This window comes from Pedobacter soli (assembly GCF_900101435.1).
Classification (GTDB): Bacteria; Bacteroidota; Bacteroidia; order Sphingobacteriales; family Sphingobacteriaceae; genus Pedobacter; species Pedobacter soli.
This window is the reverse complement of record NZ_FMZH01000006.1, coordinates 136,009-153,180: the sequence shown is the minus strand read 5'-3', so window position 1 is coordinate 153,180 and position 17,172 is coordinate 136,009. Positions and strand designations below refer to the sequence as shown.

16 protein-coding genes and 1 tRNA gene are annotated in these 17,172 nt (G+C 39.4%); 12 read left to right on the top strand and 5 right to left on the bottom strand.

What is annotated here, in order from left to right; all coding sequences use genetic code 11:
• The first annotated feature begins 8 nt into the window (after positions 1–8).
• Complete coding sequence (locus BLR37_RS14590; RefSeq protein WP_090769774.1) at positions 9–383, top strand: Hpt domain-containing protein; 375 nt, start codon at positions 9–11, stop codon at positions 381–383.
• Here BLR37_RS14590 and pssA read toward each other — a convergent pair.
• Together pssA and rho are read right to left on the bottom strand one after the other, a co-directional pair.
• Complete coding sequence (gene pssA / locus BLR37_RS14585; RefSeq protein ID WP_090769772.1) at positions 380–1,075, bottom strand: CDP-diacylglycerol--serine O-phosphatidyltransferase; 696 nt, start codon at positions 1,073–1,075, stop codon at positions 380–382. The genes BLR37_RS14590 and pssA overlap by 4 nt on opposite strands.
• Before the next feature lie 66 nt (positions 1,076–1,141).
• Positions 1,142–2,869, bottom strand: coding sequence for a transcription termination factor Rho (gene rho, locus BLR37_RS14580; RefSeq protein WP_090769770.1), 1,728 nt, complete (start codon positions 2,867–2,869; stop codon positions 1,142–1,144).
• A 425-nt stretch (positions 2,870–3,294) separates the two neighbouring features.
• Between rho and pyrF the strand changes: the two genes are divergently transcribed.
• The 4 genes from pyrF (at position 3,295) to BLR37_RS14560 (ending at position 6,229) form a co-directional block, all read left to right on the top strand.
• Positions 3,295–4,125, top strand: coding sequence for an orotidine-5'-phosphate decarboxylase (pyrF, locus tag BLR37_RS14575; protein WP_090769766.1), 831 nt, complete (start codon positions 3,295–3,297; stop codon positions 4,123–4,125).
• 227 nt (positions 4,126–4,352) lie between these two features.
• Positions 4,353–5,636: a DUF2851 family protein gene (locus BLR37_RS14570; RefSeq protein WP_090769764.1), complete on the top strand. Its 1,284-nt coding sequence runs from the start codon at positions 4,353–4,355 to the stop codon at positions 5,634–5,636.
• 28 nt (positions 5,637–5,664) lie between these two features.
• Entirely contained in the window at positions 5,665–5,880 is a 216-nt protein-coding gene (locus BLR37_RS14565) for a hypothetical protein (protein WP_039482425.1), read from the top strand.
• A 130-nt stretch (positions 5,881–6,010) separates the two neighbouring features.
• Positions 6,011–6,229 (top strand): PspC family transcriptional regulator, encoded by a 219-nt coding sequence (locus BLR37_RS14560; RefSeq protein WP_090769762.1) that lies wholly within the window; start codon positions 6,011–6,013, stop codon positions 6,227–6,229.
• A 125-nt stretch (positions 6,230–6,354) separates the two neighbouring features.
• Here BLR37_RS14560 and BLR37_RS14555 read toward each other — a convergent pair whose 3' ends face one another.
• Complete coding sequence (locus BLR37_RS14555; RefSeq protein ID WP_090769760.1) at positions 6,355–7,011, bottom strand: ankyrin repeat domain-containing protein; 657 nt, start codon at positions 7,009–7,011, stop codon at positions 6,355–6,357.
• Positions 7,012–7,622: 611 nt separating this feature from the next.
• On the opposite strand from BLR37_RS14555, the gene BLR37_RS14550 reads away from it, so the two are divergent.
• The 7 genes from BLR37_RS14550 (at position 7,623) to BLR37_RS14515 (ending at position 15,374) form a co-directional block, all read left to right on the top strand.
• Positions 7,623–10,220: an FtsK/SpoIIIE family DNA translocase gene (locus BLR37_RS14550; protein ID WP_090769758.1), complete on the top strand. Its 2,598-nt coding sequence runs from the start codon at positions 7,623–7,625 to the stop codon at positions 10,218–10,220.
• Between the two features lie 65 nt (positions 10,221–10,285).
• Positions 10,286–10,936, top strand: a complete 651-nt coding sequence (gene lolA1, locus BLR37_RS14545; RefSeq protein ID WP_039482439.1) for an outer membrane lipoprotein periplasmic chaperone LolA1 — start codon at positions 10,286–10,288, stop codon at positions 10,934–10,936.
• 768 nt (positions 10,937–11,704) lie between these two features.
• The gene (locus tag BLR37_RS14535; protein ID WP_039483096.1) at positions 11,705–11,977 is read left to right on the top strand and encodes a hypothetical protein; all 273 of its coding nucleotides are present in this window, start codon (positions 11,705–11,707) and stop codon (positions 11,975–11,977) included.
• Positions 11,978–12,097: 120 nt separating this feature from the next.
• The gene (locus BLR37_RS14530; RefSeq protein ID WP_090769754.1) at positions 12,098–13,009 is read left to right on the top strand and encodes an alkaline phosphatase family protein; all 912 of its coding nucleotides are present in this window, start codon (positions 12,098–12,100) and stop codon (positions 13,007–13,009) included.
• A 50-nt stretch (positions 13,010–13,059) separates the two neighbouring features.
• A complete protein-coding gene (locus BLR37_RS14525; protein WP_090770089.1) occupies positions 13,060–13,824 on the top strand; it encodes an MBL fold metallo-hydrolase in 765 nt (254 codons plus the stop codon).
• A 45-nt stretch (positions 13,825–13,869) separates the two neighbouring features.
• Positions 13,870–13,953 (top strand) — tRNA-Leu (locus tag BLR37_RS14520).
• A 65-nt stretch (positions 13,954–14,018) separates the two neighbouring features.
• Entirely contained in the window at positions 14,019–15,374 is a 1,356-nt protein-coding gene (locus BLR37_RS14515; protein ID WP_090769752.1) for a hypothetical protein, read from the top strand.
• A 479-nt stretch (positions 15,375–15,853) separates the two neighbouring features.
• Here BLR37_RS14515 and BLR37_RS14510 read toward each other — a convergent pair whose 3' ends face one another.
• Together BLR37_RS14510 and BLR37_RS14505 are read right to left on the bottom strand one after the other, a co-directional pair.
• A complete protein-coding gene (locus tag BLR37_RS14510) occupies positions 15,854–16,456 on the bottom strand; it encodes an RNA polymerase sigma factor (protein WP_090769750.1) in 603 nt (200 codons plus the stop codon).
• 126 nt (positions 16,457–16,582) lie between these two features.
• Positions 16,583–17,149: a fasciclin domain-containing protein gene (locus BLR37_RS14505; protein WP_090769749.1), complete on the bottom strand. Its 567-nt coding sequence runs from the start codon at positions 17,147–17,149 to the stop codon at positions 16,583–16,585.
• Between the last annotated feature and the right edge of the window lie 23 nt (positions 17,150–17,172).

Here is a 17,172-nt window from a genome sequence, read left to right as displayed (position 1 = left end):
CTAAGCCGATGCAAGAACGTGTTTTAGATTTTTCGTATGTGATTAATATGGTAGGCGATGATGTTGAAGGATTAATCGAGGTATTTGAAACTTTTTTAAAGCAAATGCCCGTTTATTTCGAAGAATTGGATCATGCCTTAAACCAACCGGATTGGGATAAAGTGGCTCGTTATGCGCATAAAATTAAGCCCATTTTTGCTTATGTGGGTTGTCCTGATGTCAGGGATTTGGTGCAGGAAATAGAGCAAAAAGCACAAAACAGAACTGAATTAGCCAGTATACCAGCTGATATTCAAACCCTAAAAGCGCAAAGTGCCGAAATTAATAAATTGATTGAGGCCGAAAAAGACAGATTGGAAGCAAAAAGGAGCGAAGCTGATTAATTCTTTTCCGGCATCGGTTTATCTTTAAAATACAGCAGCGATAATGCAATATAAAGCACCAGTACAAAAGGGATTGCTGCAAATTTCAAGAAAGCAATTAACAAGGCCGATAATATTAAAAAGATAAACTTGATTTTGTTTTTTGCCCAGCTCAAATCGCTGAATTTTAAAGAGAATATCCTGATTTCGCTTACTAGCAGCAAACTGGTTATGGCAGTAATCGCAATCAGCAATATGCTTGAATAAACCACCTGCGGATAATCTACTGCGATATAGGGTAAAGAGCAGATAAACAGTGTATTCATAGGCGTGTTTAAGCCAATAAAATCTTCTGTTTGGCGGGCATCATTGTTAAATTTAGCCAACCTAAGCGCCGAAAAAACAGTAATAATGAAGCCCAGGTAAGGCAGGTATTCAGAAGGGTAATCGCTTAATTTTAAGAGTTGAAACATAACCACCCCCGGTAAAAAGCCAAAACTCACCATGTCTGCTAAAGAATCGAGGTCTTTGCCAATGGCCGATTTTACATTCAGCAAACGGGCCACCATACCGTCAAAGAAATCGAAAATACCCGAAAATACCACAAAGTAAGCTGCGGTTTGTAAATCGCCTTTAAACGCAAAAACGATTCCGATACAACCCGAAAAAAGGTTTGCACAGGTAATCGCGTTAGGGATGTTTTTTTTTAGCATGGCGGTAAGCGCTAAGCGTTTGGAGATTGGAACGCGTAACGCCAAACTCCAAACGCTGAACTTTATTTAGCTATTCATCGAAATTAAGAATTCTTCGTTGCTTTTTGTGCCCTTAATTTGCGATTGAACAAATTCCATCGCTTCCTGGCTGTTCATATCGGCAAGGTGGTTGCGTAAAATCCAAACACGTTGCAGGGTATCCCTGTCGTGTAATAAATCGTCGCGACGTGTGCTCGATGCAGTAATATCAATTGCAGGGAAAATACGTTTGTTCGATAGTTTACGGTCTAACTGAAGTTCCATGTTACCCGTACCTTTAAATTCTTCGAAGATTACCTCGTCCATTTTAGAGCCGGTATCGGTTAAAGCGGTAGCCAAAATGGTTAACGAACCACCATTTTCGATGTTACGTGCCGCACCAAAGAAACGTTTTGGTTTGTGTAAAGCATTGGCATCAACACCACCCGATAAAATTTTACCAGATGCAGGAGCAGTAGTGTTATAAGCTCTGGCTAAACGTGTAATCGAATCTAAAAGGATTACCACATCGTGACCACTTTCTACCAAACGTTTCGATTTTTCCAATACGATATTGGCAATTTTAACGTGGCGCTCTGCCGGCTCATCAAAAGTAGAAGCAATTACTTCTGCTCTTACACTGCGGGCCATATCGGTAACCTCTTCCGGACGCTCATCAATTAAAAGGATAATTAAATAAACCTCAGGGTGGTTTTTGGCAATGGCATTGGCAACCTCTTTTAATAAATTGGTTTTACCTGTTTTAGGTTGCGCAACAATTAAACCACGCTGACCTTTACCAATTGGTGTAAATAAATCCATAATACGGGTAGAATAGTTGTTCGTATCCGTAAACAGGTTTAATCTTTCAGTCGGGAAAAGCGGTGTTAAGTAATCAAAAGGAACACGGTCGCGTACATCTGCAGGAACTCTGCCATTAATGGTTTCTACGCGTACCAATGGAAAATATTTTTCGCCTTCTTTTGGCGGACGGATGCTACCTTTTACCGTATCACCTGTTTTTAAGCCAAAAAGTTTTATTTGCGATTGTGATACATAAATATCATCAGGAGAAGTAAGGTAATTGTAATCTGCCGAGCGTAAGAAACCGTAACCATCAGGCATAATTTCCAGTACACCTTCGTTTGTAATTACGTTATCGAAATCTAAGTTAGAATAACTGTTTTCGTTTTTGTGGTGGTTACCTCCGCCAGGCTGTTTTTGCTGGCGGTTTTCATCACGTTGCGGTTTTTCTGGTTTCTCCTGCTTTTCCTTCTGCTCGTGCTTTGCCTTTGGTGCAACCGGAAGTACTTCTGCACTTTCTTCAATTAAAGCCGAAATTGGTTTTACACTTTCTTCTGCTTCAAAAACACGGTCGGGCTGGCGTTCTGGTTGCTGCGGCTCGTCGAAAAGTGTCACCGATTCTCTTTTTCTAGCCACCGGAGTTGCTGCGGTTTCTTCTTTAGGTAACCTCGCTCTCTTTTTTACCGGTTTTTCTGGTGTAACAGCAGCTGCTTCTGCTACTGCAGCTGCAATTTTTGGTGTTTTTTCTGCTTTTGCAGCTTTAGCTTTTGGTGCAGGTGCTGCTGCTACGGGTTCGCTATCGGCATAAGGGTCGCCGGCTGATTTAGCAGCATTTATAATTTCTTGCTGGTGTAAAAGTACTTCAACAAGGTCTATTTTTCTAAGGGAGTCGGCACCTTCGATGCCATAGGTTTTTGCCAGCTCACGTAATTCTGTTGTGAGCTTATCATTTAATTCTGTTTTGCTGAACATTCTAAATATATATGTTTCAAGAAATTTTTCATTTGCTTATAACGCACATATGCTGTTATAAAATCTGTGCAGGCCTAAAAATATTTCTGTTAAGGTAAGCCAAACTATTTCATTGTATATAAATTCTTGTGGCTATAAAACCGAATTGAGCCTGTTTTTAGAAAATACTCAAATTGTTTTATATTGTTTATAAGCTGAATAAAAAGCAAACCTTGCTTTTAAAAAATGGTAACAAAAAATAAATCTTGATAAATTTTTCTGGGATATTCAGATAAACGGTTGAGAAATTATGATGCAATTGTATGTATTTGAAACGTAATCTGCAAACAAAAGTTTAAAATGTTTATAAAAATAATTTGCAAAGGCCTGATTTTGTTATTCAGAAAGCTTAAAAATCTTCATATTTGCAGCAAATAAGCCCATATATGACCAAACAACAACTTTTCGAGCAAATTCAAAAAAAACGTTCATTTTTATGTGTCGGATTAGACTCTGCACTGGATAAGATCCCAAAACACCTCTTAAAATATGAAAATCCGATTTTAGAATTCAATAAACAGATTATTGATGCAACCCGGGATTTATGTGTGGCTTACAAACCCAATACTGCCTTTTACGAGTGTTATGGTAAAAAAGGATGGGAAACCCTGATCGAAACCTGGAAATATATTCCAAAAGATACTTTTTCTATTGCCGATGCCAAACGTGGCGATATAGGAAACACCTCTGCCATGTATGCCGAAACTTTTTTTAATGCAGCATCGTCTGAAATGAGTTTTGACTCGGTTACCGTTGCACCTTATATGGGAAGTGATTCGGTAACTCCCTTTTTAACTTTCGAAAACAAATGGGTTATTCTTTTGGCGTTGACATCAAACACTGGCCATGCCGATTTTCAGTTGCAGGAAATTGGAGAAGACAAACTTTTCGAAAAAGTGCTTAAAACTTCGCAGCAATGGGCTACTGATGAGCAAATGATGTACGTAGTTGGTGCAACCCGTGGTGCAGCCTTTGGTGATGTACGTAAACTGGCACCCAATCATTTCCTTTTGGTGCCAGGTGTTGGTGCACAAGGTGGCGATTTAAATGAGGTTTGCAAATATGGCCTTAATGCACAGTGTGGTTTACTGATTAACTCATCGCGAGGAATTATTTATGCCAGCCAGGGTGAAGATTTTGCCGAAAGAGCCAGAGAAGAGGCTTTGAAACTGCAAAAGGAAATGGAGCAGATTTTGATTAAGGCAGGATTGGTATAATTTTATTATCCGATTCCTAAGATTTATATCAACTTTATGAGATTGCTTCGCCGATGAAAAATCGGCTCGCAATGACGACTCACTCACGTTATTGCGAGGAGGAACGACAGCCTGCCCCGTTTTTCGGGGAAGCAATCTATTATAGTGTCACTATTTACGGATTTTCCAGATATCAAAATTTAAACTTATAAGTTAGTTATCGCCAAATAAATTCCTTATCTTCCATAATGAATTTTCCGGAAGATTTTCTTCATTATGTGTGGCAGTTCAGGTCGTTTGATTATAGCGAGCTGCAAACCTCTGCTGGCGAAAATCTGGAAATCATCCATCCCGGATTACTCAACCGAAATGCAGGTCCGGATTTTAGCCATGCCAAAATTAAAATAGGAGATACCCTTTGGGCCGGAAATGTCGAAATTCACCTTAAATCGTCTGATTGGTTAAAACACAACCACCAAAGCGATCAGAGCTACGAAAATGTGATTCTCCATGTGGTTTATGAGCACGATGCCGAGATTAAACGCATTGACGGGACAGTATTGCCCGTTTTAGAACTGAAAAGCCGGATTAAACAGGAATTAATCAACAAATATGAAAATCTCTTTTTAACCCTAACCGATTTTCCCTGTGCAGCGCAGATTGGGCAGGTAGACCGGCTAATTGTCGATTCTTTTTTATCGAGAACCCTCGTAGCGCGTTTCGAAGAGAAAACACTGGCTGTTAATGAAACTTTGAGCGAAATGAAGGGAGATTGGGACGAAACCTTTTACCGTTTTATGGCGCGCAATTTTGGCTTTAAGGTAAATGCTTTGCCTTTTGAGCTGCTGGCCAAGGCTGTTCCGCAAAATATTTATGCCAAACACAAAAATAATCCGTTACAGATTGAGGCCCTGGTTTTTGGTGCTGCCGGATTTTTAAAGGATAAGTTTACCGAAACTTACCCGCAAAAGTTGAAAACCGAGTTTGAATTTTTGCAAAAGAAATACCGTATTAAACCACTAGAAGCATCGATATGGAAATTTATGCGCATGCGCCCCCAGAATTTTCCAACCATCAGACTTGCACAATTTGCTGCTTTAATTATAAAATCAAACCACCTTTTTTCTAAAATTATCGAAATCAAAAAGGTAGCCGATTTACATACTTTATTCGATGCATTACCCGTAAACGATTACTGGAAAACGCATTACCATTTTAAAAAAGAAGCTGTTGGTGTAAAAACACAAATTGGCAAAACATCTGTCGATAATATTTTGTTAAATACGGTAGCCTTGTTTTTGTTTGCCTATGGCAAATACACCGATACCCAATTTTACCAGAGTAGGGCCATAAAATTGTTAGAAAGCCTGCCCGCTGAAGAAAATGCCATAACCGGGAAATTTATTGCTGCAGGGGTTCAAATTGAAAATGCATTTGCCTCGCAAGGTATTTTACAGCTGAAAAAACAATATTGCGATCAGAAAAAATGTTTAACTTGTGGTATTGGTATTAAGATTTTAAAACAGGCTTAAAAATGTTTATCCTAACCGTTTGATTATTATGGAATTTCCGCACGAATTAAAAGAACTTTATCCCGATCAGATTATCGAAGTTAGGGGCAATGCCGATGCCTTAACGGTTATTCTGGATAAGAATGTCGATCTGCATCAATTTAAAGCCGAACTGGTTAAGAAATTTTCGGGATTGGAAGAACAGCAGATTCTTTTCATTAAACACGAAGATAAACAGGATTTTGAAAAGCTGGTTTTGGAATAATTCAGCCAATAACTTGTGTGTTACCAATTATTATTTCTAAATTAGAATAAGAAAATCAATGTTGTAACGTTGGTTATTTATTATTTTATCTGTTGATATGATAATTAAAGCGTGTTAAAATAAGCTTAAAATGTTTCAAAGAATTATTACCTATTTTGAGCAGCAGAGTTTTGGTGTTTCTACTTATCTGGCTAATAAGCTACACATGAGTACGGCAAAAGTCCGTTTATTCTTTATCTATTCCTCTTTTTTAGCAGTGGGTTTTCCCATCTTATTCTATTTTTTAGCTGCAGTTGTGCTCGATATCCGCTCTTATATGAAGAGAATGCGGTTAAGGATCTGGGAGTAGGTTTCAGTTAACAGTTAGCAGTTCTCAGTTTGCAATTCACAGTTGGCAGTATTCAGTTTGCAGTTAGCAATTCAAAGTTGCAGTTTTAATTATAAATAACTGATTACTGAAAATTGTAAACTGACCTAATCGTCGTCTCTTAAAATTTCAGCAATTTCGTTAAAGCCTTTCTCGGCAGCCAAATCGGCAGGTAATTTACCGCCTTCCATGCGTAAAGTTACTTCTGCACCATGCTCCAGCAATAGAATAATCAGTTCAATATTACCCAATTGTGCAGCACTGTGCAATGGTGCCAAGCCTGCTTTTTGGCAAACGTTAGGGTAGGCCCCGGCATCTAAAAGCATTTTGGTAATGTTGAAATTGTTGGCAGCAACGGCCGAGTGGATCGGGAAAACATTAAATCCGTTTTTCGATGCTAAATTTACATCTGCCCCTTTTAACACTAAAAACCGGGCTAAATCTTCGTGCCCGAAATAACATGCCAGACCCAGAGGCGTAAAGCCATCGTCAGAGAAATCGTTAATGCTTTCGGGCTTTTGAAAAATCAATAAGGTAGCGGCATCAAATTTACCTACTGCGCAGGCTTCGAAAAGCGTAAGATCATCAACAAATTCTGCAATTAAATCGGCAATATCCTGTTTCTTGTAGTAGCAGGCCAATAATAATGGCGAAATATGGTGCGATGTATCGGTAACGGCCAATCTGGGGTTTTGTACCAAAATTTCCTTTACCGCATTTAAGTTGCCGGCTTCAATTTGTTCTTCTAGCTGCGCTATACCCATAATGTTGTATAAAAATCGACTTAAATTAACAAAAATTAAAGAATTGTAAACTTTAATGCCTAAATATATATAGTGTAGGGCAAATTAACAAAAATCAAAACCTGCAGACCATTATGAATATGGGCGTTACCCTTTCCGATGAAAAATCGGTAAAGGGTCGGGCTTTACAGGGCTGCGCTGCGCTCCGGTACCGATGAAGAATCGGTACTAAACCCTTTCAATCCCTAACGCAAAACCCACCGTTACAACATAAACCTCATAACTTTTAAAACAACATCGATACTGATAAACCTGTGCGATTTTTAAATCCTAAGCACAACAGGTGCAGGACCCTGCTTTTCAAAATAATATCGCTCACTAACTTTTCAGGTTTGTTCTATTATAAAAAAAAATCCCGTCTCACCTCTCCAGGTCAAACGGGATAAAACCTAAAACAAAATCCGTTTCATTTATGATAAAACGTAACAACTTGCGTGTTGTTAAAATAATAGACTCTATTTTGTGTTTAAGGTTTAATGCCCCAACGAATATTTTTATTTAATTTAATGGGGAATAGAAAACTCGTATCAGTTATTTTATATTTGTTGATCAATAATTATTTAGGATAGAAAATGTCGGCAAGGGGTAACCAGTTTAAAACCAATACATTCAGAGATAAAGGTGCTGAAAATGCATCGGGCAGGGGGACATCAAACCGCCAGCCAAAAGAAAAAAGGGAGTTTCTGCCCCAATTCGATCTATCGGATGGACGCGCAATAAAGATTTTGGGACTGTTTTTTGTAATCCTTTCCCTCTATTTTTTAATTGCCTTTACTTCTTATTTATTTACCTGGCAAGATGACCAGAGTTATGTAATTGATGCAAATGGCGGTTGGGGAAACTTGTTTAAAACCAGCGAAGAACTGAAAAATGCAGGTGTAACTACCCCGGTTGTACAAAACTGGCTGGGTAAATTTGGTGCCTTACTCTCGCATCAGTTTATTTACGAGTGGTTTGGTATTGCCTCCTTCTTATTTGTACTTGCCTTTTTTATTATCGGCTACCGCTTATTGTTTAAAGTTAAAATTCTTTCTATCTCGAAAACATTAGGCTATAGCTTTTTCTTTTTGTTATTTATTTCGCTAACCTTAGGTTTTGCACACAGTTTCTGGTCAGAGTCGCCGCATTATCTCGAAGGTGAATTTGGTTTTTGGACCAATAAATTACTGGCTGCACAAATTGGCGCAGCAGGGGTTGCCGGCTTAATTGCCTTTGCTGGCTTAACCATTTTAATTATTGCCTATAACATTGATTTTAAATTCCCGGAGCGCAAACAAAAAGAAGTTTATCTCGATTCGGAAGTGCCCGATTTTGTAAACGAAGTGAGAACACAGCACGCTGGCCGCGAAAATGTTTACGAAGAGCCTTCGGAACCTATTGAATTCCCGGTGCGCGATAAGCCTGTTAGCAATGAGCGCAAGCCACAAAATGTAACTTTACAGCCTAGCCGTTTCGAAGAAAAAGAACCTGAAGAAGAAGTAACCCCACCAGTTGTTTTATCGCCTTTGGCTACCAATTTGCCCTTGGCCAGTGCAGCAGCTGCGGCCATGCCTTTGGTAGTTGAGCCAACAGTGGAAGAAGAAAAAGAGCCTGCTTTTACCATCGAAAAAACCGAAGAAGAGGTTAAATCTGAAGATTTGGTTGAGCAGTTTGGTAATTATGACGAAAAACTCGATTTATCAGGCTACAAATATCCAACGGTTGATTTACTGGAAAACTATGGCACCAATAAAATTTCGGTAAATGCCGAAGAGCTGGAAGCCAATAAAAATAAAATTGTAGAAACCCTTAACCATTACAATATCGAAATCGATAAGATTAAGGCTACAATTGGTCCAACGGTTACACTTTACGAAATTATCCCGGCTCCAGGGGTAAGGATTTCAAAAATCAAAAACCTGGAAGACGATATTGCGCTTTCATTGGCAGCTCTGGGGATCCGTATTATTGCGCCAATGCCAGGTAAAGGTACCATTGGTATCGAAGTACCTAACCAGCATCCCGAAATGGTGCCAATGCGCAGCATTTTAAATACCGAAAAATGGGTGCAAAATACCATGGATTTACCAATTGCTTTAGGTAAAACCATCAGTAACGAAGTATTTATTGCCGATTTGGCTAAAATGCCGCACTTACTGGTAGCAGGGGCAACCGGACAAGGTAAATCAGTTGGGATTAACTCCATCCTGGTTTCGCTCTTATTCAAAAAACACCCTGCACAGTTAAAATTTGTATTGGTGGATCCTAAAAAAGTAGAGTTAACCCTTTTTAACCGTATAGAAAGGCATTTTTTGGCTAAGCTTCCGGGCGAGGCCGATGCCATTATTACCGATACCAAAAAGGTGGTAAATACTTTGAACTCATTATGTATTGAGATGGATCAGCGTTACGATTTATTGAAAGATGCACAGGTAAGGAATTTAAAAGAATACAACGATAAGTTTATCAAGCGTAAGCTGAACCCAAATAACGGTCATAGGTTTTTACCATTTATTGTTTTGGTGGTGGATGAGTTTGCCGATTTAATGATGACGGCTGGTAAAGAGGTAGAGGCACCGATTGCACGTTTGGCTCAGCTGGCCCGTGCCATTGGTATCCACCTGGTGCTGGCTACGCAGCGTCCATCGGTAAATATTATTACCGGTACCATTAAGGCTAACTTCCCGGCCCGTCTGGCGTTCAGGGTACTGTCGAAAATCGATTCGCGTACCATTTTAGATAGTGGTGGTGCCGATCAGCTGATTGGTCGTGGAGATATGCTATTATCAACCGGTAGCGACTTAATCAGGCTACAGTGTGCTTTCGTTGATACACCTGAGGTAGACCGTATTTCAGAATATATCGGTAACCAGCGTGGCTATTCTGACGCCTATCAGCTGCCAGAATATATTGATGAAGCAGGAGAGGGAAGCAAGACCGATTTCGATCCTAATGAGCGCGATAAGTTCTTTGAAGATGCTGCAAGGCTGATTGTGATGCACCAGCAGGGTTCAACCTCTTTAATTCAGCGTAAACTGAAATTAGGTTACAACCGTGCTGGCCGGATTATCGATCAATTGGAGGCTGCCGGAATTGTTGGCCCCTTTGAAGGAAGTAAGGCCCGTGAAGTTTTATATCCTGACGAGTATTCTTTGGAACAGTTCTTGAACAGTATGGATGATAAAGATTAGATAGATTAAACCAATACCAAAAAATCTACTCTAACGTTTCAAAGAAGATAATTAAAAAAGAAAAGATGAAGAAATTAATATCAGCATTTATGGTTGTGGCCGCTTTCGCCACATCAACCTATGCTCAAACTGATGCGAAAGCTAAAGCCATTTTAGCTGAGGTAAGTAAGAAATACAAATCGTACAATGTAGTTAAAACAGATTTTACTTTCACTTTGGATAACCCGAAAGCTAAAGTAAAAGAAACGCAGCAAGGTACTTTATATGTTAAAGCCAACTCTAACAAGTATAAAGTGGCCATGACCAACCAGGAGTTGTTTAGCGATGGCAAGAGCCAGTGGACTTACCTGAAAAAAGATAAAGAAGTACAGGTAAGCAATGTAGATAACAGTGGCGATGCGATTAATCCGGCTAAAATCTTTACCGTTTACGAAAAAGGATTTAAATATGTTTACACTGGTGAGGAAAAAGCAGGTGCTAAAACTTATCAGATGATCGATTTAACGCCTGTTGATGCTAAAAAAGCAATTTTTAAAGTGCGTTTAAGTATCGATAAAGCGGCTAAACAAATTGCCAATGTGGTATTGTTTGATAAAAACGGAAATAAATACACTTACAACGTAAAAACTTTTTCGCCAAATGTAAATGTACCAGAAACTACTTTCGCTTTTGATGCCAAAAAATATCCTGGTGTTGAAGTAGTAGATTTAAGATAATTGTTATTTCCGCAAATGCGGGATGAAACCTGGAAGGTTCAGCTGGCAACAGCTGAACCTTTTTTGTTGTTTTATATCTCCATCCCGCGCACTTGATTGCTGAAGATCTCGTTATTAAGTTGTCATCCTGAGCCTGTCGAAGGACATTCGTTATTTTCTTCCTCGATCCGTCATTTCCAACTTGTTGGGAATCATATTGCTTTCGCTGTTATGCCTGTGCACTGGCTTGCCTCCGCTCTCCGCCGCCGAAGGGCTCTTACTTTTTCCTTGATGAAAAAGTAACAAAAAATCAAGGCTTGGATCTTTTCTTGTAAAAACCTACGAAAACCTGAATGGCGGCAGTTTCTATGCGCTTGCCCGCGCTTAGCCCAGTACACGCGCTTGGTCCTGCCTTGAGCAGTGGGGGGATGAAAGGCAGTGCAAAGTTTTTCGTGCTTTTTCCTGCGAAAATCTCCTATGCCGGAGGGCAGGGTGCAGATCTAATGGTGCAGCCCCTTGCCGTCATGCTGATCCGATAGTTATCGGATTTATTTCAGCATCTCTCATTTGCTTACATATCATACAAGGAGACCCTGGATCACCCGCCCGACCAGCCGGAAGTTCAGGGTAACGTTTAAGGGGGCTTTCGGAGCCGAAACGTGCCGGAACCTGCTTTTCAAATAATTAACCTGCTAATGCCACAGTTAACCAATTAACCAGTTTATACAGTTAAGCAATAATCCCAATTAACCATTTCTTACCTCCAAACTATTGTTTACTTTTGTACCAATGTCATTACCACTTACCAACCATACTTTAGAGAAACTGGAGACCCTGCTTTTGGCGATGGGCTACAAGGTGCGTTACGAAAAAGGAAACTTTAAGAGTGGCTCTTGCGTGTTAGAGCACAACAAAGTAATTGTGGTAAACAAGTTTTCGAACCTCGAAGGCAAAATTGCTGCCCTGATAACACTGGTGAAACAAACCAACGCTGATGAAAACCTGCTCGATGAAAAGCAACGCCAGTTTTACCTCTCCCTGCAACAAACCGAATTATTTTAATTGAGGCACCGTTTTAAAGTTCCAATGTAAAAATATTATTGATTTGTTTAGTTTAGCTAAATATTGTTTACTTATTTTGTTTCTATTTGCTAGTTTTGGTATTCACCAGAACACAAGAAAATGAATTTCCTTAAACACACAGTTTTAGCCTTTTTATTAATTGCCATTGTGAGCGGAGCTTCTGCACAGCAAGCACAGCGCGTAGTCATAATCGGTTTTGATGGCTTTAGTGCCGAAGGTTTTAATACGATTAAGCATCCGAACATCGATAAACTATTTGCCGATGGGGTAGTATCGGTAACCACCCGGCCTGTAATGCCATCGGTAACCTTGCCCAACTGGACTAGCCATTTAACCGGTTCAGGGCCCGAAGAGCATGGTGTAACCAACAATAGCTGGACGGTGGCTAAACATGAACTGGAGCCAATAGATAAAGATGCAGAGGGGTATTATCCTTCGATATTTAAGGTGTTAAAAGAACAGGTGCCGAATGTTAAAACGGCCTACTACTGGAACTGGCTTGAACTGGTAAATTCGATGAACAAAAAATACCTGGACGAATCGGCTTTTGAGGAGAAAGATGCCTATACCCAAAATTATGAGAAGGCTATTAATTTTATGGATGCAAATAGAAAAGACCCTACACTGGTTTTCCTCTATAGCGTACATACCGATCATGCTGGTCATGGTTTTGGCTGGATGAGCCCCGAATATATTGCTGCGGTTGAAAAAGCAGATGTGGCGGTAGGCGATTTAATTAAAGCTTTGAAGGCGAAAGATCTGTTTAAAAATACCCATTTTTTACTGATTACCGATCATGGTGGCATTAACAAAGGTCATGGCGGTACCAGTATGCGCGAAATGCAGGTACCCTGGGCTGCGGTTGGTCCTAAAATAAAAAAACTGGGACTAACTGATTTTTACAACAGCAATAAAAACACGGCACTGGTTGTGGCCAGGCTATTTGATATTAAGGAAGATAAACTGCCAAAATCGTGGACAGGTGTTGTACCGAAAGTGATATTTAAATAAAAAGCTTTAAATTGCAGCAAAATAGCCCATTCACTTTTATAACTGCAAATTTGAAGATCACATTTTTAGGCACAGGTACATCTCAAGGCGTTCCCGTAATCGCTTGTAAATGCGACGTTTGTCGTTCTACAGATAAGCGGGATAAGCGTTTAAGGACATCAATTTTAATAGAAACGGCCGATAAAACCATCGTGGTAGATAGTGGTCCTGATTTTCGTTACCAGCTTTTACGCGAAAAAGTTGAAGACCTTGATGCGGTTTTGTTTACGCACGAACATAAAGATCACATTGCAGGTTTAGACGATATCAGGCCCTTTAATTATTTATTGCACAAAGTTATTGATGTATATGCCACCGAAAGGGTGCAAACTTCGTTGAAGCGGGAGTTCTACTACATTTTTGCCGAAAAGAAATACCATGGTTTACCGCAGATTAACCTGCATACGGTAACCAATGGCGAAGATTTTAAAATAGGGGAGACTACGGTAACGCCTTTTGAGGTGATGCACCATTTGCTGCCCATTAGCGGCTACCGCATTGGCGACTTTACCTACATTACCGATGCTAAAACAGTTTCGGAAGAGAGCTTTGCTAAAATTAAGGGTACAAAAACATTGGTGATTAATGCTTTACAAAATGAGGCACATATTTCGCATTTTACATTAAGCGAGGCGAGGGCTTTTGCCGAAAAGGTTGGAGCAGAAGTAACTTACCTTACGCACATTAGCCATAACCTGGGCAAACATGCTGATGTAGAAGGGAGCTTGCCCGATTCGATCCGTTTGGCTTATGATGGGCTAAAAATAGAATTGTAAATCATTGTTTCGGAAATCCAAAATTAAATTATATTTGCAGCATAAACCCAGGTGGCGAAATTGGTAGACGCACCATCTTGAGGGGGTGGCGCTGGCAACGGCGTGGCAGTTCGAATCTGCTTCTGGGTACGGAGAGTTTGGTTAAACCAAACTCTTTTGTTTTTTATGACAAACACAAAATCTAAATTAACGCTATGAAAAAAGAATCTCTCAATCTTGAAACTCATCAAAAGATAATTAGTGCTGCTGAATTATTTTTAAAGCGCGAGCAAGGTAAACAGGTAAGTCTTGTTGATGCAATGGGCTGGATGACCGAGGTCGCTGATAGTGGAAATTTAGATCGGGTTACCGATATTTACATATACGAAGAAGGGTATAGTGATACTAAAAAAGCACTAAAGGATACCATTTTTCATGCTATCCTGTCAATTGTCGCATTCGAATATCAAGAGCAAAATTTTACTTATCTTGAAAATATGATCCTCGCAGATCACAGCAAACAAAGTGAAGGTGCTTTAGAATATTTTTTAAAGATAGGCCGCTATCACGAGAAATTCAAGGACGGAGTTTTGACTTTTATCGAAAAAAAAAATGATGCTTTTTCGCAAAACCAACTTAATATTTCTGCTTTTTATTTACTGAAACTCTATCAAAAGGAAAAAAGGGTGACAGACCTCTTTAATAAGATACGTATACTTAATGATAAAAAATACAGAAATAAAGAAAGTGCTCCTAATGCTTCGGAAGGAATTGATGAGGCCTTAAAAGAGATTAAAATAGGTGAAATTTTTTCTGAAATATTAAAAGGAAGTAAAGTTGATAGTGTTAGTTTTTCTAAATACATCTACCAGGAAGAATTTGCTGAAGGATTACAACTATTTAAAAAATACAAAGACTCTGTTACTCAAGACCAACTGAATACATTTGTTCATATTTTGACCTTTCTGGCCGACGAAATGGCAAATTTAATACATGCTATAGCCAAAAAAGCGATGGAGGCAGGCTTTTACTTATCAAACTTCGATCATCATTATAAGTTTAATCCTGAAGTAAGGAAACAGTTACAGGAACTGATTAATTTGCTCAAAGTGAATAAATGGGATGTTGTGAATATTGCAAATCTTAGTTCAGCCAAAGCAAAAATCAGTACATCCATTCCGGATTTATTAAAAAAGGAGGAGATTGGGGAGGACATACTTCAGTTGGCTAAATCATTTGAAAACGCAGGATCTCATGATGCTGTAGCCATCAAACTTTATGAATCCATAATGAATGATTTCCAGCCAGAATCTTCAAGGTTATCTAGTGGTCTATTCCCCGAAATTTCTTATATTGATTCAAGAACCGAGCGAGAAATCGAAATATTTGAGGCAGCAAAAGCAGCTCATCAAAAGCTAACTATTCAAAATAATAACAAGAATATGTCTTCAACGGCTAAAAATGAAAATGCTGTGCTTGCGGTCGAATCCTCTGAGAGAGAAATAGAAAATACGGTTACAAAAACAGATAATAGTTTTTTCGCACGTCTAATGCGGATGTTTAAAAATTAGTCTAGTCTCAGTTGGTGCAAGCTTTTGAGATTTGGGTAAGTGAGAGGTTGAATAAGTATTCTAATTGTTGGCAGAATTTAATCTATTGATTTAAAAAAGGCACAAGTCTGGCCACTACATAAACCCAGGTAGCTAAGACTTGCGCCGGTTTTGTTTTTTTGTTGAAATATTAATTCAACGCGGTTTCTACAATTTTATTCAAAAGGTTTTGTCTCATTTTCGAATCTCTTTTATTGATCAGGATAATTAAGCCCCAATTTTTAATCCTGTTCTAAGCAGGTAATAAGTAGTATTTTATTTTCTTGAATGAACAGTTAAGAATTTTTATGCTAATAATTTTGCAGGCAAAGCCAAAGCTTGGAACCTATTTTTTAAATATTGATGATTTAGCGTATCAGCGGGCCAGCTTAATTGAAATACCCATTAAAAAAATGAAATTAAAGGCCAGGCTAATTGGTCAGTATAAATAATTTTGCTGTTCAGGCGCTTTTTGTTTGCACCAGAACTAGTTCTTCGGGTAGAAAGGTTTTGCGCAAGTTAACAATAGCAAGGCGTATAGCGGTTTTAACGCTACCGAGTGGCATGTGGAGCATTTCTGCAATTTCTGCGTGCGAATAGCCCTGATAATAGGTGAGGTTAATCATCAATTGGTGTTTCTCGGGCAGCCGTGCAACAAGGTTTTTTAAGCCAATGGCATCGGTATTAAAGCTTTGGGACGTACGGTATTGAATTTCATGCTGTACATCGTCCATTTCAAAAGTCTTTTTTTCGTTGCGCGATGATCTGAGCCGCATATGGTCAATGGCCAGGTTTCGGCTAAGGTTCAGCATCCAGGTAAACAGTTTGCCTTTTGCCGGATCATAACTATCAATGTTGCGCGAAATCCTTACAAAACATTCCTGTAACAAGTCTTCGGCGGTTTCCTGCTGGTTAACGATTTTGATCAGTATCCCCATTAAACTGGCCGAATACATTTTATAAATGCGCCTGAAAGCGAGGTTGTCTTTTTGTTTTAAGCCTTCCACCAGCTGGTTCTCGGTGATGGATTTACTGGCCGGGTGAGTAAGTAGACGTGTTTTCATCGCTATGGGGTTTATGGGAGCAACAGTATGGAAATGAGATAGTTTTATTTATTCCAGCCTGCTATTTTTTACTTTAGATTGGAGTAAATAGCGCAAGGCAAAGCCTCACGCTATCGGTTTTTTTGCTTATTTAGGCATTAATACGGTATCCACTACATGGATTACGCCATTTTTTTGGTACACATCTGCAATGGTTACAGTGCTCATACCACCTTTTTCGTCTTTTAGCACGAGTTTTTTTCCATCCATCCAGGCCCAAAGCTTTCCACCCTGTACGGTGGTGAGTTCTGCTTTACCTTTACCGGCTTTAATGACAGCTGCAATGGCTTTGCTATCCATTTTTCCTGCTACTACATGGTAGGTGAGGATTTTAGTTAATGCGGCTTTATTTTCAGGTTTAACCAGCATATCTACGGTACCGGCCGGAAGTTTATCAAAGGCGCTGTTGGTAGGAGCAAACACCGTAAAAGGACCATTGCTTTTAAGTGTTTCTACCAAACCTGCCGCTTTAACTGCTGCAACCAGTGTGGTATGGTCTTTTGAATTTACCGCATTATCAACAATGTCTTTGCTGGGATACATGGCTGCTCCGCCGACCATTTTAGTTCCTTTTTCGTTTTGAGCGAAGACTGTGGTAGAAGTGGCAATTGCGATAGCTACTAGGGCAAATGCACTGAAGAATAATTTTTTCATGGATTGGTTGTTGTTATGTGCTC

Excerpts from the sequence above, each read along its gene's own strand:
- BLR37_RS14590 (WP_090769774.1), top strand. The coding sequence starts at position 9 with ATGCAAGAACGTGTTTTAGATTTTTCGTATGTGATTAATATGGTAGGC.
- pssA (WP_090769772.1), bottom strand. The coding sequence starts at position 1,075 with ATGCTAAAAAAAAACATCCCTAACGCGATTACCTGTGCAAACCTTTTT.
- rho (WP_090769770.1), bottom strand. The coding sequence starts at position 2,869 with ATGTTCAGCAAAACAGAATTAAATGATAAGCTCACAACAGAATTACGT.
- pyrF (WP_090769766.1), top strand. The coding sequence starts at position 3,295 with ATGACCAAACAACAACTTTTCGAGCAAATTCAAAAAAAACGTTCATTT.
- BLR37_RS14570 (WP_090769764.1), top strand. The coding sequence starts at position 4,353 with ATGAATTTTCCGGAAGATTTTCTTCATTATGTGTGGCAGTTCAGGTCG.
- BLR37_RS14565 (WP_039482425.1), top strand. The coding sequence starts at position 5,665 with ATGGAATTTCCGCACGAATTAAAAGAACTTTATCCCGATCAGATTATC.
- BLR37_RS14560 (WP_090769762.1), top strand. The coding sequence starts at position 6,011 with ATGTTTCAAAGAATTATTACCTATTTTGAGCAGCAGAGTTTTGGTGTT.
- BLR37_RS14555 (WP_090769760.1), bottom strand. The coding sequence starts at position 7,011 with ATGGGTATAGCGCAGCTAGAAGAACAAATTGAAGCCGGCAACTTAAAT.
- BLR37_RS14550 (WP_090769758.1), top strand. The coding sequence starts at position 7,623 with ATGTCGGCAAGGGGTAACCAGTTTAAAACCAATACATTCAGAGATAAA.
- lolA1 (WP_039482439.1), top strand. The coding sequence starts at position 10,286 with ATGAAGAAATTAATATCAGCATTTATGGTTGTGGCCGCTTTCGCCACA.
- BLR37_RS14535 (WP_039483096.1), top strand. The coding sequence starts at position 11,705 with ATGTCATTACCACTTACCAACCATACTTTAGAGAAACTGGAGACCCTG.
- BLR37_RS14530 (WP_090769754.1), top strand. The coding sequence starts at position 12,098 with ATGAATTTCCTTAAACACACAGTTTTAGCCTTTTTATTAATTGCCATT.
- BLR37_RS14515 (WP_090769752.1), top strand. The coding sequence starts at position 14,019 with ATGAAAAAAGAATCTCTCAATCTTGAAACTCATCAAAAGATAATTAGT.
- BLR37_RS14510 (WP_090769750.1), bottom strand. The coding sequence starts at position 16,456 with ATGAAAACACGTCTACTTACTCACCCGGCCAGTAAATCCATCACCGAG.
- BLR37_RS14505 (WP_090769749.1), bottom strand. The coding sequence starts at position 17,149 with ATGAAAAAATTATTCTTCAGTGCATTTGCCCTAGTAGCTATCGCAATT.